This is a genomic window from Mesorhizobium sp. P2_E7 (assembly GCF_056403855.1).
On record NZ_JBFUER010000008.1, the window covers coordinates 112,066 to 128,245 of the forward strand.

Consider the following 16,180-nt stretch of genomic DNA (forward strand, 5'->3'; position numbering starts at 1 on the left):
CAAAAAATGAGCCGTTTTACGATATTTTACCTCTTGGGGTCGCCAAAATTTATGGACCTGTGTACACCGATCTCACTTATTGACGTTAAATTAACAACGGAATATGGTTCATTTTGACCCGCAAGGTACCTGCCGCTTTAATGTCGCTTTGCTCCATTGATTGTCGCTATGCCTGTCGCCCTCGCCTCAGCCTACAGGGATCGCCTGCAGTGCGCATCGCCAGTTGCTGAATGAGGCGGTAAGCATGCCCTGCCTGCTCGGAATCGACAACGGCCTCACCGTCACCAAGGCAGTGATCTTCGATGCCGACGGCACGCAGCTGTCGGTGGCGCGGCGGCGGGTGCCGCAATCGATGCCGCATGCGCGCTGGGTGGAGCGCGACATGGCCGGCCTCTGGCAAGCCACTGCCGAGGCCATCAGCGAGGCGATCGCACTGTGCGGCCGCCCGGCCAGCGACATCAGGGCGGTGGCGGCGACCGCGCATGGTGACGGGGTCTATCTGCTCGACAAGGACCGCCGGCCGCTAGGCCCCGGCATCCTGTCGCTCGACAGTCGTGCGGGCGAGATCGTCGAAAAATGGTCTCAAGGTTCGGTTTTCGACGAAGCGCTGGCGCTGACCGGCCAGGCGCCGCATGTCTCAGCGCCCTCGGCGCTGCTGGCATGGATCAGGCAGAACGATCCGGACCGCTATGGGCGCATCGGCCATGTGCTGGCCTGCAAGGACTGGCTGCGCTTTTGCCTGACCGGCACGATCGGCACCGACCGGACCGAGGCCAGCACCTCTTTCACGGATTTCCGCACGCAAGCGTTTGCGCCGGAAGCGATGCGCATCTTCGGCCTGGACGACCTGTTCGAGGCGCTGCCACCAGTGGCGCATTCGGCCGACATCGTCGGACAGGTTACCGCCGAGGCCGCCGACATGACTGGCCTGCCCAAGGGCACACCCGTCGCTTGCGGCCTGCACGACGTGACCGCCTCCGCACTTGGCATGGGCGGCCATGAGGAGGGCACGCTCGCCATCGTCGCCGGCACCTATTCCATCAACGAAGTCGTTTCGTCAGAGCCGCGCGTCGACCGGCGCTGGTTCTGCCGCAACGCCTTGGACGTCGGCCGCTGGAACAACATGGCGATCTCGCCGGCCTCGACCGCCAACTATGACTGGTTTCTCGACACGTTCTGCCGCGCGGAGCAGGACAGGACGGATGGAGGCTCCATCCACGAATTGCTGGCAGGCGAGATCGACGCGGCGCTGAAAAACCCTTCGACCATCCTGTTCCATCCCTATCTGTTCGGCTCTCCCTATGGCGACGTCGCGAGCGGCAGCTTTGTCGGTCTGCATGGCTGGCACAATCGCGGCGATATGCTGAAGGCGGTTCTGGAAGGCATTGTCTTTAATCACCGCACCCATGTCGAGGCCTTGCGCGAGGGCTTTGCCGTTCGCGAGATCCGCCTGACCGGTGGTGGTTCGCGCAATCCTGCCTTCGTCCAGATGTTTGCCGACGTGCTGAACGCTCCGGTCACCATCACCTCGACCGACGAGGCCGCGGCCCTGGGTGCCGCCCTTTGCGCGGGGGCCGCGGTCGGGATCTTCGCGACGCCGCAACAGGGCGCCAAGCAGGTCGGCATGACGGAGCGGAAATACCAGCCCGTGCCCGCCTCCAGCGCCGTGTTCAATGAGCGGTTTTCGCTCTACTGCCGCATAGCCGAGCAGATGAAGTCGCATTGGCCTGACATCGAAAGGCTGGCGCGGCCGGGGGGAAATGCATGATCAAGGCCGACGAACGACGCGAAGAGATCGCCGATTATGTGATCAAGCTGGGGCAGGTGCGCATCGACGATCTGGTCGAGCATTTCGGCGTGTCGCGCATGACCATCCACCGGCACATCGACCGGCTTGCGCAGCAGGGCGTGCTGCGCAAGCTGCATGGTGCGGTGACGGTTCAGCCGTCCGGTCTCTACGAAAGCGCCTTCCGCTATAGGGTGACGGTCAACAGGGCCGAGAAGGATGCGCTGGCGCGGGCAGCGCTGGATTATGTCGAGGCCGGCCAGGTGGTGATGCTCGACGATTCATCGACTGCAAACGCCGTCGCGACACTGCTGCTCGACGTCAAACCGCTGACGGTCGTCACCAACAGCGTGTCGACGGCGGCGCTGATGATCAATGTCGACGACCTCGATTTCATCTGCCTCGGCGGCCAGTACCATGGCACCTACAATGCCTATATCGGCATCGTCTGCGAGAACGCTGTGGCGCAACTGCGCGCCAATGTGCTGATCTGTTCGGCTTCCGCGATCACCGGAACCACGTCCTTCATCCAGGATCCGAATGTCGTGCGGGTGAAGCAGGCGATGATGGCCGCATCGGTCAAGCGCATCCTTTTGGTCGACCACGCGAAGTTCGACCGGATCGCGCTGCATGTCTTCGACGATCTGACCAGTTTCGATGCCGTGCTGGTGACCGAGGGCCTGGGCGATGCGCAGGCGCAGAGCCTCGAGCGAGCCGGCGTGAAGCTGCGCATCGTCAAGACGAAAGCGCCATGAGCCCAACTGACGGAGCAGGTGCGGACAATCCCGCCGGGCGTCTCGCCGCCATGGCTGCGGCCGGCGAGGTCGACGTCGTCATTCTTGGCGCCGGCATCAACGGGGCAGGCCTGTTTCGCGACCTGTGCGCGCAAGGCGTCAGATGCCTGATCGTCGACAAGGCGGATTTCGGCTCGGGCACCAGTGCCGCGCCGTCGCGACTCATCCATGGCGGCCTGAAATATCTCGAAACCGGCGAGTTCGGGCTGGTGGCGCAGTCGACGCTCGAACGCAATCTGCTCCTGCAAAACGCACCGCACTATGTCAGCCCATTGCCGACCGTCATCCCGATCTTCTCGTGGGGCAAGGGCATGCTGGCGGCGCTGCGCACGCTGTTCGGCTCGACCAGCGCACCGCGCAGCCGCGGCGCCATCCTGATCAAGATCGGCCTGATGATCTATGACTTCTATGGCTCACGAAACCAGGTCATGCCACGCCACCGCATGGTCGGGCGGCGGCAGGCGCTAGGCGAGATGCCGGCGCTCAACCCGGCGATCGTTGCCACGGGCACCTATTACGATGCCAAGGTAAGCCATCCCGAAAGACTGGTGCTGGAACTGATCCTCGACGGGCTGAGGGCAAATGCAGCCTCCGCAAGCGCCAATTACACGGCACTCGATACTTCAGCCAATGGCGTGCTCACCTTCCGGCCGGAAAACGGCAGCGCATTTTCGGTGCGGCCGAAGCTGGTGGTCAACGCCGCCGGTCCGTGGATCGATGACGTCAACGCGTTGCTTGGCGCGCCGTCGAAGATGATCGGTGGCACCAAGGGTTCGCACATCCTGTTGAAGCATGACGAACTGGTCGAAAGCTTGGCCGGGCGCATGCTCTATTTCGAGGCCGATGACGGCCGCATCTGCCTTGTCTACGACTATCTCGGCCTGGCGCTGGTCGGCTCGACCGACATCAAGGCCAACAATCCGGACGCGGTGCGCTGTGAACCCGAAGAAGTCGACTATCTGCTCGACAGCGTGCGATCGCTGCTGCCGGGAATGGCGTTCGAGCGCGACCAGATCGTCTATGCTTATAGCGGCATCAGACCGCTGCCGACGTCCGAGGCGGCGACGCCCGGACTGATCAGCCGCGACCATTCGGCGCCGGTCGCCGAGCCGGACGGCAACAGGCCGTTTGCGGTCATTTCGCTGGTCGGCGGCAAGTGGACGACGTTTCGCGGTTTTGCCGAGGAAGTTGCCAACACCGTGCTCGGCCGCCTGCAGCGCAGCCGCAAAGTGTCGACGCAATCCATGCCGATCGGCGGCGGCAGGGATTTTCCGGCCGATGCCGCGGCGCGCGCAAACTGGCTGGCTGAGGCACGGCAGGCAACGGGCGCCGGGGAAGGGCGCCTCGACCAATTGCTGTCACGCTACGGGACCAGGGCCGCGCAGATCGCTAAGTGGGCGCCGAATGATGAGGGTCGCCTGCCGGACTCCGAAGGCTATGGCAAGGCGGAAATCGACTACATCGCCCGCAACGAATTCGTCGAACATCTGGCCGACATCGTCATGCGCCGCAGCACACTGGCCATTGGCAGTTCGCTGACAAGCCGCGACCTGCAGGAGATTGCCGCGATCGCCGGGCGGGCGTTGGCGTGGAGTGCTGAGCGCCTCGCGCGGGAAGTCGAAGCCACTGTTGTCGAGCTCGAGGGCAGGAACCTGATGCGGCTGGACTGATCGCGCCATCGCCGACGCCGATAGCTTTTCCCGAGGCAATCCGATGGGTTCGCCCTCGTTGCGCCTTGTGCACAAAACGTCTCATCTCACAGCCAGCTTGGGATTTTACCGTGCGCAGACAAATTCAAGCAAAAATAGATACTTAGAGGATATCCCGGCTGCCATCGCCTGCGTATTTCTGTTGCGCTTGGCATGAGATAACATAGATTGACGTTAAATTAACACAGCCATATGATCGCCTCATATGCTGACTTCCTAATAGGCCTGTGTTGGCTGCCGACCCGTCGGCTGAGGCAACCATCCGCGGAGGGATTGACAGCGATGCAAAGGTATGAAAATTTTTGCACATAAAGATAATATTATCACCCTGGGGAGGGGATGGCTTGAAATCCGGCGGAACCGCGAACCGCGACCATGAGTCCAGCCTCGCCACGCGCGCGGCCTGGCTTCACTATGCCGGCGGTCTAACGCAGGCCCAGGTGGCCAAGCGGCTTGGCCTGACCAGCCTCAAGGCGCACCGGCTGATCACCAAGGCCAACCAGGACGGCCTGGTCAGGGTCTTCATCGACGGCGACGTCGCCGAATGCGTAGACCTGGAACAGCGCCTGACCGCCGCCTATGGGCTCGACTATTGCGAGGTGGTTCCCGATCTCGATCAGGACGAACTGCCGTTGAAGGGGCTCGGCATTGCCGGCGCCCAGTTTTTGAAGCGCGAAATCGATCGCGGCGAAGACATGCTGATCGGCGTTGGCCATGGCCGTACGCTTGCCGCCAGCGTCGAGTATCTGACGCGCACTCCTGCCGCCCACATTCGTTTCGTCTCGCTGCTCGGCGGCGTGACGCGCAAATTCGCCGCCAACCCGCACGACGTCATGCATCGCCTGGCCGAGCGGACCGGCGCGCAGGCCTTTGTCATGCCGGTGCCTTTTGTCGCCAATACCGCCGAGGACCGTGAGGTGCTGCTTGGCCAGCGCGGCATCAGCGATGTGTTCGCTCTCGCCAGCCGGTCCGACCTGATGTTCGTCGGTATAGGCACGGCCGAGCGGGAGGCATCGCTGGTCGCGACAGGCATGATCGAGCCTTCCGAAATCGATGAGGTCAAGCGTGACGGCGGCGTCGGTGAATTGCTGGCGCATTTCTTCGACGACAAGGGGCGCCCTGTCGAAACAGCGCTGTCGGAAAGAATCCTGGCGCTTCCGCGCGACCAGTTGAAGGGCCGCAGGATCGTTGCCGTCGCCGGCGGCAAGGTGAAGGTGCGCGCCATCAAGGCGGTGCTCGAAAGCCGTTATCTCAGCGGCCTGATCACCGATGAATGCACGGCCCGCGCGCTCGTCGAGCAAAGCCGGCTCGATGATGCAACCGGTGCCACGAAGCGCCGCGCGAACGGAGGATCGACGAATGCGTGACAACCGAAAATCCGTATCGCTGGTGATTGCATCATGAGCGCGAAGGCTGCCTCCGCCCGGCAGGCTTCGCCTGGCCTGCGCCGGGCACTAGCCGGCGCTGCGGTTCTGGTTCTGCTCGGCGCCATGGCGCTTGACACCAAGGTGATCAAGATCGGCTCCGCCGGCGACGTCCGCAATGCCGTCTTTTCCGCCGCCGACTATGGCAAGTCGGAGTTTCCCAAGGTGCAGGCCGATGTCGAAGCGCGGGCCGCCGATGCCGCGACGGTGGCGACGGCGATTGCCAAGGACAGGGCGACGGCCGAAAAGGAATATGGGGTGCCCGCGGGCGTCGGACCGGTCATCTCGATCAAATTCACCGGCGTCGTCGGCGAGGGCAAATCGGGCATCTACAAGGTCGCCGTTGACGGTTTGCCGGACACTTTGACGGTCCGCGTGCAGACGGGACCGGCCATCAATGGAACCGAGCTTCGCGATGCCACCGGCAAGATCACCTTCGGTCAGTTCACCAACCAGATCGAATATCAGGATGCCGGCTCGGCGTTGAACAACGAGATGAAGACGGAGGTGCTGGCGAAAGTCGATACCAGCGCCTTGACCGGCAAGACCATAGCGGTGGTCGGCGCTTTCAAGCTGGTCAATCCGAAGAGCTGGCTGGTCACGCCGGTGAGGCTGGAGGTCAAATGAATTCGGCTTCCGGCACAGAGCCCGCCAATGGCGACGCCGTGCTCTCGGCGCGCAATGTCGTCATGTCGTATGGCGGCGTCCACGCGCTCAAAGGCGTGAACTTCGACATCCATCGCGGCAAGGTCACGACCCTGTTCGGAGAGAACGGCGCCGGCAAGTCGACGCTGATGAAGATCCTGTCCGGCGTGGTGACGCCGACATCCGGCGACATCGTGCTTGACGGCAATCTCGTCAGCTTTTCCTCGTCCTCGGACGCGCGCGATCGCGGCATTTCGATCATCCACCAGGAGCTCAGCCTGGCGCCGAATCTCAGCGTTCGCGACAACATCTTCATGGGCCGCGAACTGCGCACCAGGACCGGCCTCGACTTCGCCGAGGAGTCGCGTCAGGCGCGGGCGCTGATGGCCGACCTCGAGGAAGACATCGATCCGATGACCCTGGTCGAGGATCTGCGGCTGGGGCAGCAGCAGATCGTCGAGATCGCACGCGCACTGTCGGTTGATTCCCGCATCCTGATCATGGACGAGCCGACCTCCGCGCTCAGCGCCACAGAGGTGGAGGTGCTGTTCAAGGTGATCCGCGACCTGACCAGCCGCGGCGTTTCCATCGTCTACATATCGCATCACCTCGAAGAAGCGCTGCAGATCACCGACTATGCCGTGGTGTTGCGCGACGGGGCGATCACGGCGACGGCCGAAGCCAAGGACATCGATCTCGAATGGATCGTCCGCAACATGGTGGGCGAGAATTTCGACCTTGGCTCGCCGCCGACCGGCCATGCGTTCGGCGCGGTGGCGCTGTCGATCAAGGATGTCAGCGTCACCGACGCTTCGGGTTCAGGCTATGTCGTCGATCATCTGTCGCTGGATGTCAGGGCAGGCGAGATCGTCTGCATCTATGGGCTGATGGGCGCCGGCCGCACAGAATTGCTGGAAGCCGTCGCCGGACGCGTGCCGATGGCTGGCGGGCGCGCGTTGCTGGAAGGCGAGGATGTCTCGGGACTGACCATTGCCCAGCGCATCGCCAGAGGCCTTGTGCTGGTGCCCGAGGACCGCCAGCGCGACGGGCTGGTCCAGACCATGACCGTCGGCCGCAATCTGTCGCTTGCCAGCATCGAGGCCTTCGCCAAAGGCCTGTTCCTGTCCCGGCCGAGGGAACGCGCACTGATCGACGACTCGATCCGCAAGGTGACCATCAAGACCGCCGGCGGCAACGCCATGATCGGATCGCTGTCGGGCGGCAACCAGCAGAAGGTCGTCATCGGCAAGATGCTGACGACAAATCCCAAGGTCATCCTTCTCGACGAGCCGAGCCGCGGTATCGATGTCGGCGCCAAGGCCGAGGTCTTCCGCTTGCTCAGCGAGCGCGCCGCGCAGGGCCTGGCGGTCGTCTTCTCGACCTCGGAGGTCAATGAGTGCCTCAGCATCGCCCACCGCATCGTCGTCATGCGGCGCGGCAAGATTTCAGCCGAATTCGGCGCGAACGCCACCAAAGAGCAGATCATGGCCGCCTCCGGCGAAGCCGTGGTCGCCTGATCACAGAATTTCGGAGCCCCGAACATGACCGATGTCAGCCAGGCCAGCAAACAGTCCAGCCCGAGTAGCGGCGGCGAGGGCTTCGATGTGGCCAAGCTGCTGCTCGAAGGCCGGGCCTTCTTTGCCCTGATCGTCATCATCGTCGTCTTCTCGATCCTGTCGCCCTACTACCTCTCGGTGGCGAATTTCCTGACCATGGCCTCGCATGTCGCCATCTTCGGGATTCTCGCCGTTGGCATGCTGCTCGTCATCCTCAATGGCGGCATCGACCTGTCGGTCGGCTCGACGCTGGGGCTTGCCGGCGTCGTCGCCGGATTTCTGATGCAAGGCGTGACGCTGACCTGGCTGGGCGTCGTTCTCTACCCGCCGGTCTGGGTGGTTGCGGTGCTGGCCTGCATGCTGGGTGCTGCTGTCGGGCTGATCAACGGCGTGCTGATCGCACGCTTCAAGGTTCCGGCCTTCGTCGCCACGCTCGGTGTCATGTACATGGCGCGCGGCCTGGCGCTGCTGATGACCAGCGGCCTGACCTATAACAATCTCGGCGGCAAGCCGGAGCTGGGCAACACCGGCTTCGACGCGCTCGGCTTCAACCGTCTGTTCGGCGTGCCGACCGGCGTCGTGGTGCTGGCGGTCATCGCGCTGATCGGCAGCATCGTCTTGAACCGCACCGCTTTTGGCCGCTGGCTCTACGCCTCGGGCGGCAATGAGCGCGCCGCCGAACTCTCCGGCGTTCCGGTCAAGACCGTGCAGATTTCCGTCTATGTGCTTTCGGGCATCTGCGCCGCGATTGCCGGCCTGATCCTGTCCTCGCAGCTGACCTCGGCTGGACCGACCGCCGGCACCACCTACGAACTGACTGCGATCGCCGCCGTCGTCATCGGCGGCGCGGCGCTGACCGGCGGCCGTGGCAACATCCGTGGCACTTTGCTGGGGGCCTTCGTCATCGGCTTCCTCTCCGATGGTCTGGTGATCATCGGCATCTCATCCTACTGGCAGACAGTGTTCACCGGCGCCGTCATCGTGCTCGCCGTGCTCCTCAATGCCGTTCAGTATCGCCGCCGTAGCAAGCTTCCAGCTTCGACGGGCGGCCAACCGACTTCTCAGAAACGGGGGAAGGCCGAAGCGGCCAATCCTGCCCAAGGGAAGACTGCCGGGTGACCGGCAGCAACACCGCGTAAATCATTGGAGGAATGTACATGAAAATCGTGCTTAGAAGTTTGCTTGCTGCCGCGATGGTCGTTGGGTTCACCGCAGCCGCATCGGCCGCCGGCCTGATTTCGATTATCGTCAACGATCCGGCCAACCCGTACTGGCTGACCGAAGGCAACGTCGCCAAGGCTGAAGCTGAGAAGCTCGGCTACACGGCCAATGTTGCTGCCCACAAGGGCGACACCAACACGGAAAGCAATCTGATCGATACCGCCATCACCAACAAGTCGGTGGCGATCATCCTCGACCCGGCCAATGCCGATGGTTCGGTCGGCGCGGTGAAGAAGGCGATTGCCGCCAACATCCCGGTTTTCCTCGTCAATGCCGAGATCAACCAGGAAGGCCTCGCCAAGGGACAGCTCGTCTCCAACAATGCGCAGGGTGCGGCTCTCGGTGCCCAGCAGTGGGTGCAGGCGGTCGGTGAAAAGGGCAAGTATGTCGAACTGCTCGGCGCCCCGTCGGACAACAACGCCGCGACGCGCTCGAACGGCTACGCGACCGTGCTGAGCCAGTACCCGGATCTCGAAAAGGCTGCTTCACAGGTCGCCAACTGGGATCGTACCCAGGGCCACGACAAGATGCAGAGCATGCTGCAGGCCAATCCCGACATCGTCGCCGTGATCAGCGGCAATGATGAAATGGCCCTTGGTGCGGTTGCGGCGCTGAAGGAAGCCGGCAAGCTGGCCGGTATCAAGGTCGGCGGCTTCGACGGCTCGCCGGATGCGGTTGCCGCGATCAAGTCAGGCGAACTGCAGTACACCGTGCTGCAGCCGGTTGCCATCTTCTCGGCGAAGGCCGTGCAGCAGGCCGACTCGTTCATTAAGTCGGGCGCAACCGGTGCCACCAGCGAGAAGCAGCTGTTCGATTGCCTTCTCATCACCAAGGACAATGTGGACAAGTACACCGCACCCTTCGTGCTGTCGGAGTAAAACCTGCACAGGGGGTGTCCTTGCGGACACTCCCTGCCTCTTCTACGGCTTCCAGACAACAAAGACTGTGCTTGTGAATTGCCTTCATAACCATCCGGAACTTGCCGCATGAAAGACCTGCTGATCGGGATCGACGCGGGAACGTCCGTGATCAAATCGGTCGCTTTCGATCTTTCGGGGCGGCAGTTGGCGATGGCGTCGGTGACCAACAGCTTCGTCACGCTGGAAGGCGGCGGCGCCGAGCAGGACCTGGATCAGACCTGGCGCGACATGGTGCAGACCGTTCGCGAGCTGGCGACGAAAATTCCCGATCTTGCGCGGCGAACGGCAGCGATCGCGATCACCGGGCAGGGCGATGGCACCTGGCTGATCGATGGCGACGGTATGCCGGTCGGGCGCGCCTGGCTCTGGCTCGACGCCCGCGCCGGACATCTGGTGGACGAGATGCGTGGCGATGCCCGGGATCGCACGCGGTTCGAGATCACCGGCACCGGTCTCAACGCTTGCCAGCAGGGGGCTCAGCTAAGCTGGCTGAAACGGAACAGCCCGGAAATCCTGGAGCGGGCCGCCACTGCCTTTCATTGCAAGGACTGGCTCTATTTCAAGATGACCGGCGAGCGCGCCACCGATCCCTCGGAAGGCACTTTCACCTTCGGCGATTTCCGCTCTCGCAGCTATTCCGACGAGGTGCTCGATATTCTCGATCTGACGACGCATCGGCGCCTGTTGGCACCCATGCTTGAAGGCACGACCGACCATCATCCGCTTTCGCCTTCGGCAGCAGGCGAGACCGGCCTGCTTGAGGGCACGCCGGTGGTGCTGGGCTACGTCGATATGGTCAGCACCGCACTCGGCGCCGGCCTCTACGATCCGAGCGGCAATGTCGGCTGCACGGTCATCGGCTCCACCGGCATCCACACGCGCCTGGCGCGTACTCCTGACGATGTCGTCCTCAACGACGATGCATCCGGCTACACGATCGCCATGCCGGTTCCGGGCGCCTATGCGCAGCTGCAATCCAACATGGCGGCGACGCTCAACATCGACTGGCTGCTTGGCCTGGCGCGCGACGTGCTGACCGCCAGTGGCGCAAAACCTTCGCGCGACGAGCTGCTGAAAGCGCTCGATGCCTGGGTCGAAGGATCGGAGCCCGGATCGCTGGTCTACCAGCCCTATATATCGCTCGCCGGCGAACGCGGCCCGTTCGTCGATCCAGACGCACGCGCGGGCTTCATCGGCCTTTCCGTCAAGCACGGCTTTGGCGATCTGGCGCGTGCCGTTCTTGAGGGACTGGCCTTCGCCGCACGCGATTGCTACCAGGCGATGGGCAGCATACCCCGCGAAATCCGCCTGTCGGGCGGTGCGGCGCGCAGCCCGTCACTGCGCCGCATTATCGCCGCTGCGACCCGCGCCAAAGTCAGAACCAGCAGCCGCCAGGAGGCCGGTGCTGCGGGTGCGGCGATGATGGCCGCGGTCGGGCTCGGCGTCTATCGCTCCATGGATGATTGTTGCGCCGAATGGGTGACGCCGCTTCTGGGTGAGTGCGACGCCTATGACGAGGCGCTTTCCCACACTTACGATGCGCTGTTTCCATCCTTCGTCGCGGCGCGCCAGGCGCTGCGGCCAGTGTGGAAGGGCATGGCGCACCGCACAGGAGCAAAGTCTTGAGCGATACGTCTGATGTAGTCGATCTCTTCGTGATTGGCGGCGGCGTCAACGGCGCCGGCATAGCGCGCGATGCTGCCGGTCGCGGGCTGTCCGTCATCCTGTGCGAGAAGGACGATCTGGCGCAAGGCACGAGTTCGCGCTCCGGCAAGCTGGTGCATGGCGGTCTGCGCTACCTCGAGTACTACGAATTCCGGCTGGTGCGCGAAGCGTTGATCGAACGCGAGGTGCTGCTGGAGGCGGCGCCGCACATCATCTGGCCGATGCGCTTCGTGCTGCCGCACAGCCCCGAAGACCGGCCGGCATGGCTGGTCCGGCTCGGGCTGTTTCTCTACGACCATCTTGGCGGCCGCAAGCGGCTGCCGGGGACGCGGACGCTGAACCTGAGGACCGCGCCGGAAGGGGCGCCGATCAAGGACGAATTCAAGCGCGGCTTTGAATATTCCGACTGCTGGGTCGATGATGCGCGGCTGGTGCTGCTCAATGTGCTCGACGCCAGTCAGCGCGGTGCAAAAGTCTTCACGCGCACCGCCTGTATTGCTGCCCGGCGCGAAGGCGGCCTGTGGTCGATCGACATGCAGGATGGCCGCACCGGTGCTGTCACTAAGATCCGCGCGCGCGGGCTGGTCAACGCGGCGGGGCCGTGGGTCAACGACATCGTCAGCCGCGTTGCCGGGCAGAATTCCACCCGCAACGTTCGCCTGGTGAAAGGCAGCCATATCGTCGTGCCGAAATTCTGGGAGGGACGGCAGGCCTATCTCATCCAGAACAACGACAAGCGGGTGATCTTCGTCAACCCGTATGAGAACGATCTGGCGCTGATCGGCACCACCGACATTCCCTATGAAGGCAGGCCCGAGGAAGTGGCGGCCGAGGCCAGCGAAATCGACTACTTGATCAAGGTGGTCAATCGCTACTTCAAACGCCAGCTGACAGCGCAGGACGTGGTCTACAGTTTCTCAGGCGTGCGTCCGCTCTATGACGACAATGCCGACAATCCGAGCGCGGTGACGCGCGACTACATCTTCGAGCTGGATGCCCCAAACGGTGGTGCACCGCTGCTTTCGGTGTTCGGCGGCAAGATCACCACCTTCCGCAAGCTTTCCGAACATGCGCTGGAAAAGATCCAACCGTTCTTTCCGACGATGAAGAAGGCCTGGACGGCCAAAATTCCCTTGCCGGGAGGCGACCTGCCCAACGCGGATTTCGAGCAATTCCTGAGCGATCTGCACGCCGAGTTTTCCTGGCTCAGCCCGTCATTGGTGAAGCATTATGCCCGGAGCTACGGAACGCGCACGCGCGCTCTGCTGAAAGGCGTCAAGAATGAAGCCGATCTCGGCCGCCGTTTCGGCCCGGATTTCTACGAGCGGGAAGCGGTTTTCCTGTTCGAGACCGAATGGGCGATGACCGCCGCCGACGTTCTCGAGCGCCGGACCAAGCATGGCCTGCATATCAATGCGGCGGAGCGTAAAGCATTCGAAGACTGGTGCAGCAAGACAATGGCGGCGGCAAACTGATGGCCTTCACGCTTTCCCTCAACACCAACCCGTTGGTCAATCGCTTCGCCGATCCGGACGATCTGATCGATGCGATTGCTTATGGCATCGGCATTCGCGACGTGCAGCTGACACATGAGTTCGTCAATCCGGGATGGCCGGCGGCAACGATTGCCAAATTCCTGCGCCGGTTCAACAGCGCGCTGGCGCGGACGGGCGTGCGCATCACTTCGGGGATGACCGGTCCCTATGGCCGGCTCAATCATTTCGGCCATCCGGACGCAGATGTGCGCCGCTACTATGTCGACTGGTTCAAGACCTTCGCCGACATTTCCGCCGAGCTCGGGGCGTCGGGCATGGGCACACAGTTTGCCATATTCACCTACAAGGATTTTGACGATCCGAACCGGCGCGCGGCGCTTCTCGACATCGCGCTCGAATGCTGGGGCGAAGTGGCCGAGCACGCCAAGGCGGCGGGCCTGAGCTATTTGTTCTGGGAGCCGATGTCGGTGGGCCGGGAGTTTGGCCATACGATCGAAAGTTGCGTCGAACTGCAGGGCGCCATCGATGCGGCCAGGCTGCCGATCCCGATGCAGATGATGGTCGACATCGACCATGGCGACGTGACCTCGCCCAACCCCGACGACACCGATCCCTATGCCTGGGCGAAAGCCTTTCCCTTGCAATCGCCGATCATCCACATCAAGCAGTCGTCGATGAACAAGGGCGGGCACTGGCCGTTCACCGCCGCCTACAACAAGGACGGTCGCATCATCCCGCAGAAGCTGCTCGACACGGTGCAGGCTGGTGGCGGAACCGACAATGAGATCTGCCTTGAACTTTCCTTCCGAGAGAGGGAACCGGTCGATCATCAGGTTGTTGCAATGATCCGCGAGTCGGTGGATTTCTGGGCGCCTTACGTCGACAGCGGCCGCGACAGTCTCAAGCCTCGCGCTTGAGGCAAAACGCCGGCTCGAAAGCTGGCGCCGATGCTGGCCGAGAAAACACGTGTCATCCGAATTTCGGATCGAAGGAGAAACGAATGACCCCATATTGGGTCGGCACCAGCTGGAAGATGAACAAGACGCTGGCGGAGGCGTTGCAGTTCGCCGAGGCGCTGGCGGCCTTCGTGCCGGGATTCGATCCGGCAATACAGCCTTTCGTCATTCCGCCGTTTACTGCGGTGCGCGAGGTCAAGGCGGCACTCGCCAACACACGCGTCAAGGTTGGCGCGCAGAACATGCACTGGGCCGATGCCGGTGCGTGGACGGGCGAGATTTCGCCGGTGATGCTCAGGGATTGCGGACTCGACCTGATCGAACTCGGCCATAGTGAGCGCCGCGAACATTTTGGCGAGACGGACAAAACCGTGGGACTGAAAACGGCGGCGGCGGTCAGGAACGGTTTCGTGCCGCTGATCTGCGTCGGCGAGACGCTGGCGGAGCGCGAGGGCGGCCGCGCCGATGACGTCTTGACCGCGCAGGTAATGGGGGCGCTGCAAGGCCTCACGGACAATGAATTGTCGGCGGAAATCCTGTTTGCCTATGAGCCGGTCTGGGCGATCGGCGAGAAAGGCATTCCGGCCAGCGCCGACTATGCCGACAAGCAGCAGGCGCTGATCAAACAGGTCGCCGCCAGCCGGTTGCCGGCTGTCCCGCTTGTGCTCTACGGCGGCAGCGTCAATCCTGGCAATGCGGCCGAACTGATCGGCCAGCCGCATATAGACGGCCTGTTCATCGGCCGCTCGGCATGGCATGCGGAAGGCTATATCGACATTCTGAAAAAGGCGTCGGCCGCCATCGCGCGCTGACCAGGAAAGCAAAGGAGTTCATTGTCATGAAGATCGCACTTGGAGCCGACAGCGCCGGCAAGCCGCTGCTCGATGTCATCGCCAAGCATCTCGCCACCAAGCCAGAACTGCAGGTCGTCGATCTCAGCCAGGCCGGCTACTACGCCGATATCGCCGCCGCAGTTGGCCACGAAATTATCGACGGCAATTACGACCGCGCCATCCTGTTTTGCGGCACCGGCATCGGCGTCAGCATCTCGGCCAACAAGGTGCCGGGCATTCGCGCCGCGTTGACCCACGACACCTATTCGGCGGAACGCGCCGCGAAGTCGAACAACGCCCAGATCATCACCATGGGCGCCCGCGTCATCGGCCCCGAACTGGCGAAGTCGATCGCCGATGCGTGGCTGGCCTCGGAGTTCGATCCGAACGGCCCCTCTGCCGGGAACGTGGATGCCATCGACAAGCTCGACGCGAAGCGCTGAAGATGGGTCTTTCCGGATAGAGTCAAGATAAGCCTCTATCCTGTTGTTTGAATAAGACCTTTTCCGAAGGGATATGGTCTAGCCCGTCAGGGCGACTCGCATCGCCTCGATCACGGTTACGGCGGATGCGGCACCTGGATCCATGTGGCCAAGCGAGCGTTCGCCAAGACGGGCGGCCCGGCCCTTGGTGGCGATCATCGTCTTGGTCGCCTCCGCGCCTGTCCTTGCCGCCTCGGCTGCAGCCGCGAAGCTGCCGGCCAGACCCTTGCCGGCGGCCAGCGCTTCGCCTGCTGCCGCCGCGGCCGGCGCCCAGGCGTCCATCATTGTCTTTTCGCCTGTTTCAGCCTTGCCGCGATCCTGGATGCCTTTGGCCATGGCCTGGAACAGGGCGACCATGTCCGCATCATCAAGCGTCGTCTTGCCCTTCACCACTGCCGCGCCGCGCATGAACGCGGTGGCATAGAGCGGGCCGGAGGATGCGCCGACGGCGTTGAGGAACGACTTCGCCGCCGTGTTCAGCAATGTGGTCGGGTCGGTCGTGGCGGCGTCCAATGCGGCAACCGCGTCGCGTGCCGCGGAAAATCCCAACTCCATGGCGATGCCGTGGTCGGCGTCACCGATCACGCCGTCGAGCGCGCACAGACGGTCCCTGTCGGCTGACATGGCGCCGGCGATGGCCGCAAACATCCCTGCGAGGCGGGCGCTGTCGATTGTCGTCATTTCTCTATCCCT

The 16,180-nt window shown here is 63.1% G+C and carries 14 protein-coding genes; 13 read left to right on the forward strand and 1 reads right to left on the reverse strand.

The features are described from left to right. The first annotated feature begins 244 nt into the window (after positions 1-244). From AC1DYC_RS28135 to derI, 13 genes are all read left to right on the forward strand, one after another. Positions 245-1,768 (forward strand): FGGY-family carbohydrate kinase, encoded by a 1,524-nt coding sequence (locus tag AC1DYC_RS28135; RefSeq protein WP_477410961.1) that lies wholly within the window; start codon positions 245-247, stop codon positions 1,766-1,768. Continuing rightward, positions 1,765-2,541, forward strand: coding sequence for a DeoR/GlpR family DNA-binding transcription regulator (locus AC1DYC_RS28140; RefSeq protein WP_477410962.1), 777 nt, complete (start codon positions 1,765-1,767; stop codon positions 2,539-2,541). Before AC1DYC_RS28135 ends, AC1DYC_RS28140 begins: the two co-directional genes overlap by 4 nt. Then, entirely contained in the window at positions 2,538-4,250 is a 1,713-nt protein-coding gene (locus AC1DYC_RS28145) for a glycerol-3-phosphate dehydrogenase/oxidase (protein WP_477410963.1), read from the forward strand. The genes AC1DYC_RS28140 and AC1DYC_RS28145 overlap by 4 nt, the downstream gene beginning before the upstream one ends. Positions 4,251-4,633: 383 nt before the next feature. Next, positions 4,634-5,656 (forward strand): sugar-binding transcriptional regulator, encoded by a 1,023-nt coding sequence (locus tag AC1DYC_RS28150; RefSeq protein ID WP_477410964.1) that lies wholly within the window; start codon positions 4,634-4,636, stop codon positions 5,654-5,656. Between the two features lie 33 nt (positions 5,657-5,689). Continuing rightward, a complete protein-coding gene (locus tag AC1DYC_RS28155) occupies positions 5,690-6,340 on the forward strand; it encodes a DUF2291 family protein (RefSeq protein ID WP_477410965.1) in 651 nt (216 codons plus the stop codon). Further along, on the forward strand, positions 6,337-7,875 hold the full coding sequence (locus AC1DYC_RS28160; protein ID WP_477410966.1) for a sugar ABC transporter ATP-binding protein: 1,539 nt from the start codon (positions 6,337-6,339) through the stop codon (positions 7,873-7,875). The genes AC1DYC_RS28155 and AC1DYC_RS28160 overlap by 4 nt, the downstream gene beginning before the upstream one ends. Before the next feature lie 24 nt (positions 7,876-7,899). After that, a complete protein-coding gene (locus AC1DYC_RS28165; RefSeq protein ID WP_477410967.1) occupies positions 7,900-9,033 on the forward strand; it encodes an ABC transporter permease in 1,134 nt (377 codons plus the stop codon). A gap of 38 nt (positions 9,034-9,071) precedes the next feature. Then, positions 9,072-10,013 carry a substrate-binding domain-containing protein gene (locus AC1DYC_RS28170; RefSeq protein ID WP_477410968.1) on the forward strand — a complete coding sequence of 314 codons (942 nt, stop codon included), beginning with the start codon at positions 9,072-9,074 and terminating at the stop codon, positions 10,011-10,013. Positions 10,014-10,121: 108 nt separating this feature from the next. Continuing rightward, a complete protein-coding gene (locus tag AC1DYC_RS28175) occupies positions 10,122-11,681 on the forward strand; it encodes an FGGY family carbohydrate kinase (RefSeq protein ID WP_477410969.1) in 1,560 nt (519 codons plus the stop codon). After that, positions 11,678-13,195 carry a glycerol-3-phosphate dehydrogenase gene (locus tag AC1DYC_RS28180; RefSeq protein WP_477410970.1) on the forward strand — a complete coding sequence of 506 codons (1,518 nt, stop codon included), beginning with the start codon at positions 11,678-11,680 and terminating at the stop codon, positions 13,193-13,195. The genes AC1DYC_RS28175 and AC1DYC_RS28180 overlap by 4 nt, the downstream gene beginning before the upstream one ends. Further along, the gene (locus AC1DYC_RS28185) at positions 13,195-14,133 is read left to right on the forward strand and encodes a sugar phosphate isomerase/epimerase family protein (RefSeq protein ID WP_477411041.1); all 939 of its coding nucleotides are present in this window, start codon (positions 13,195-13,197) and stop codon (positions 14,131-14,133) included. The genes AC1DYC_RS28180 and AC1DYC_RS28185 overlap by 1 nt, the downstream gene beginning before the upstream one ends. Positions 14,134-14,216: 83 nt before the next feature. Then, positions 14,217-14,984, forward strand: coding sequence for a triose-phosphate isomerase (locus AC1DYC_RS28190; protein ID WP_477410971.1), 768 nt, complete (start codon positions 14,217-14,219; stop codon positions 14,982-14,984). Between the two features lie 26 nt (positions 14,985-15,010). After that, on the forward strand, positions 15,011-15,448 hold the full coding sequence (gene derI, locus AC1DYC_RS28195; protein ID WP_352583466.1) for a D-erythrulose-4-phosphate isomerase: 438 nt from the start codon (positions 15,011-15,013) through the stop codon (positions 15,446-15,448). A 78-nt stretch (positions 15,449-15,526) separates the two neighbouring features. Here the strand turns inward: derI and dhaL are convergent, their stop codons facing one another. Beyond that, complete coding sequence (gene dhaL / locus AC1DYC_RS28200) at positions 15,527-16,168, reverse strand: dihydroxyacetone kinase subunit DhaL (RefSeq protein ID WP_477410972.1); 642 nt, start codon at positions 16,166-16,168, stop codon at positions 15,527-15,529. Positions 16,169-16,180 lie beyond the last annotated feature (12 nt).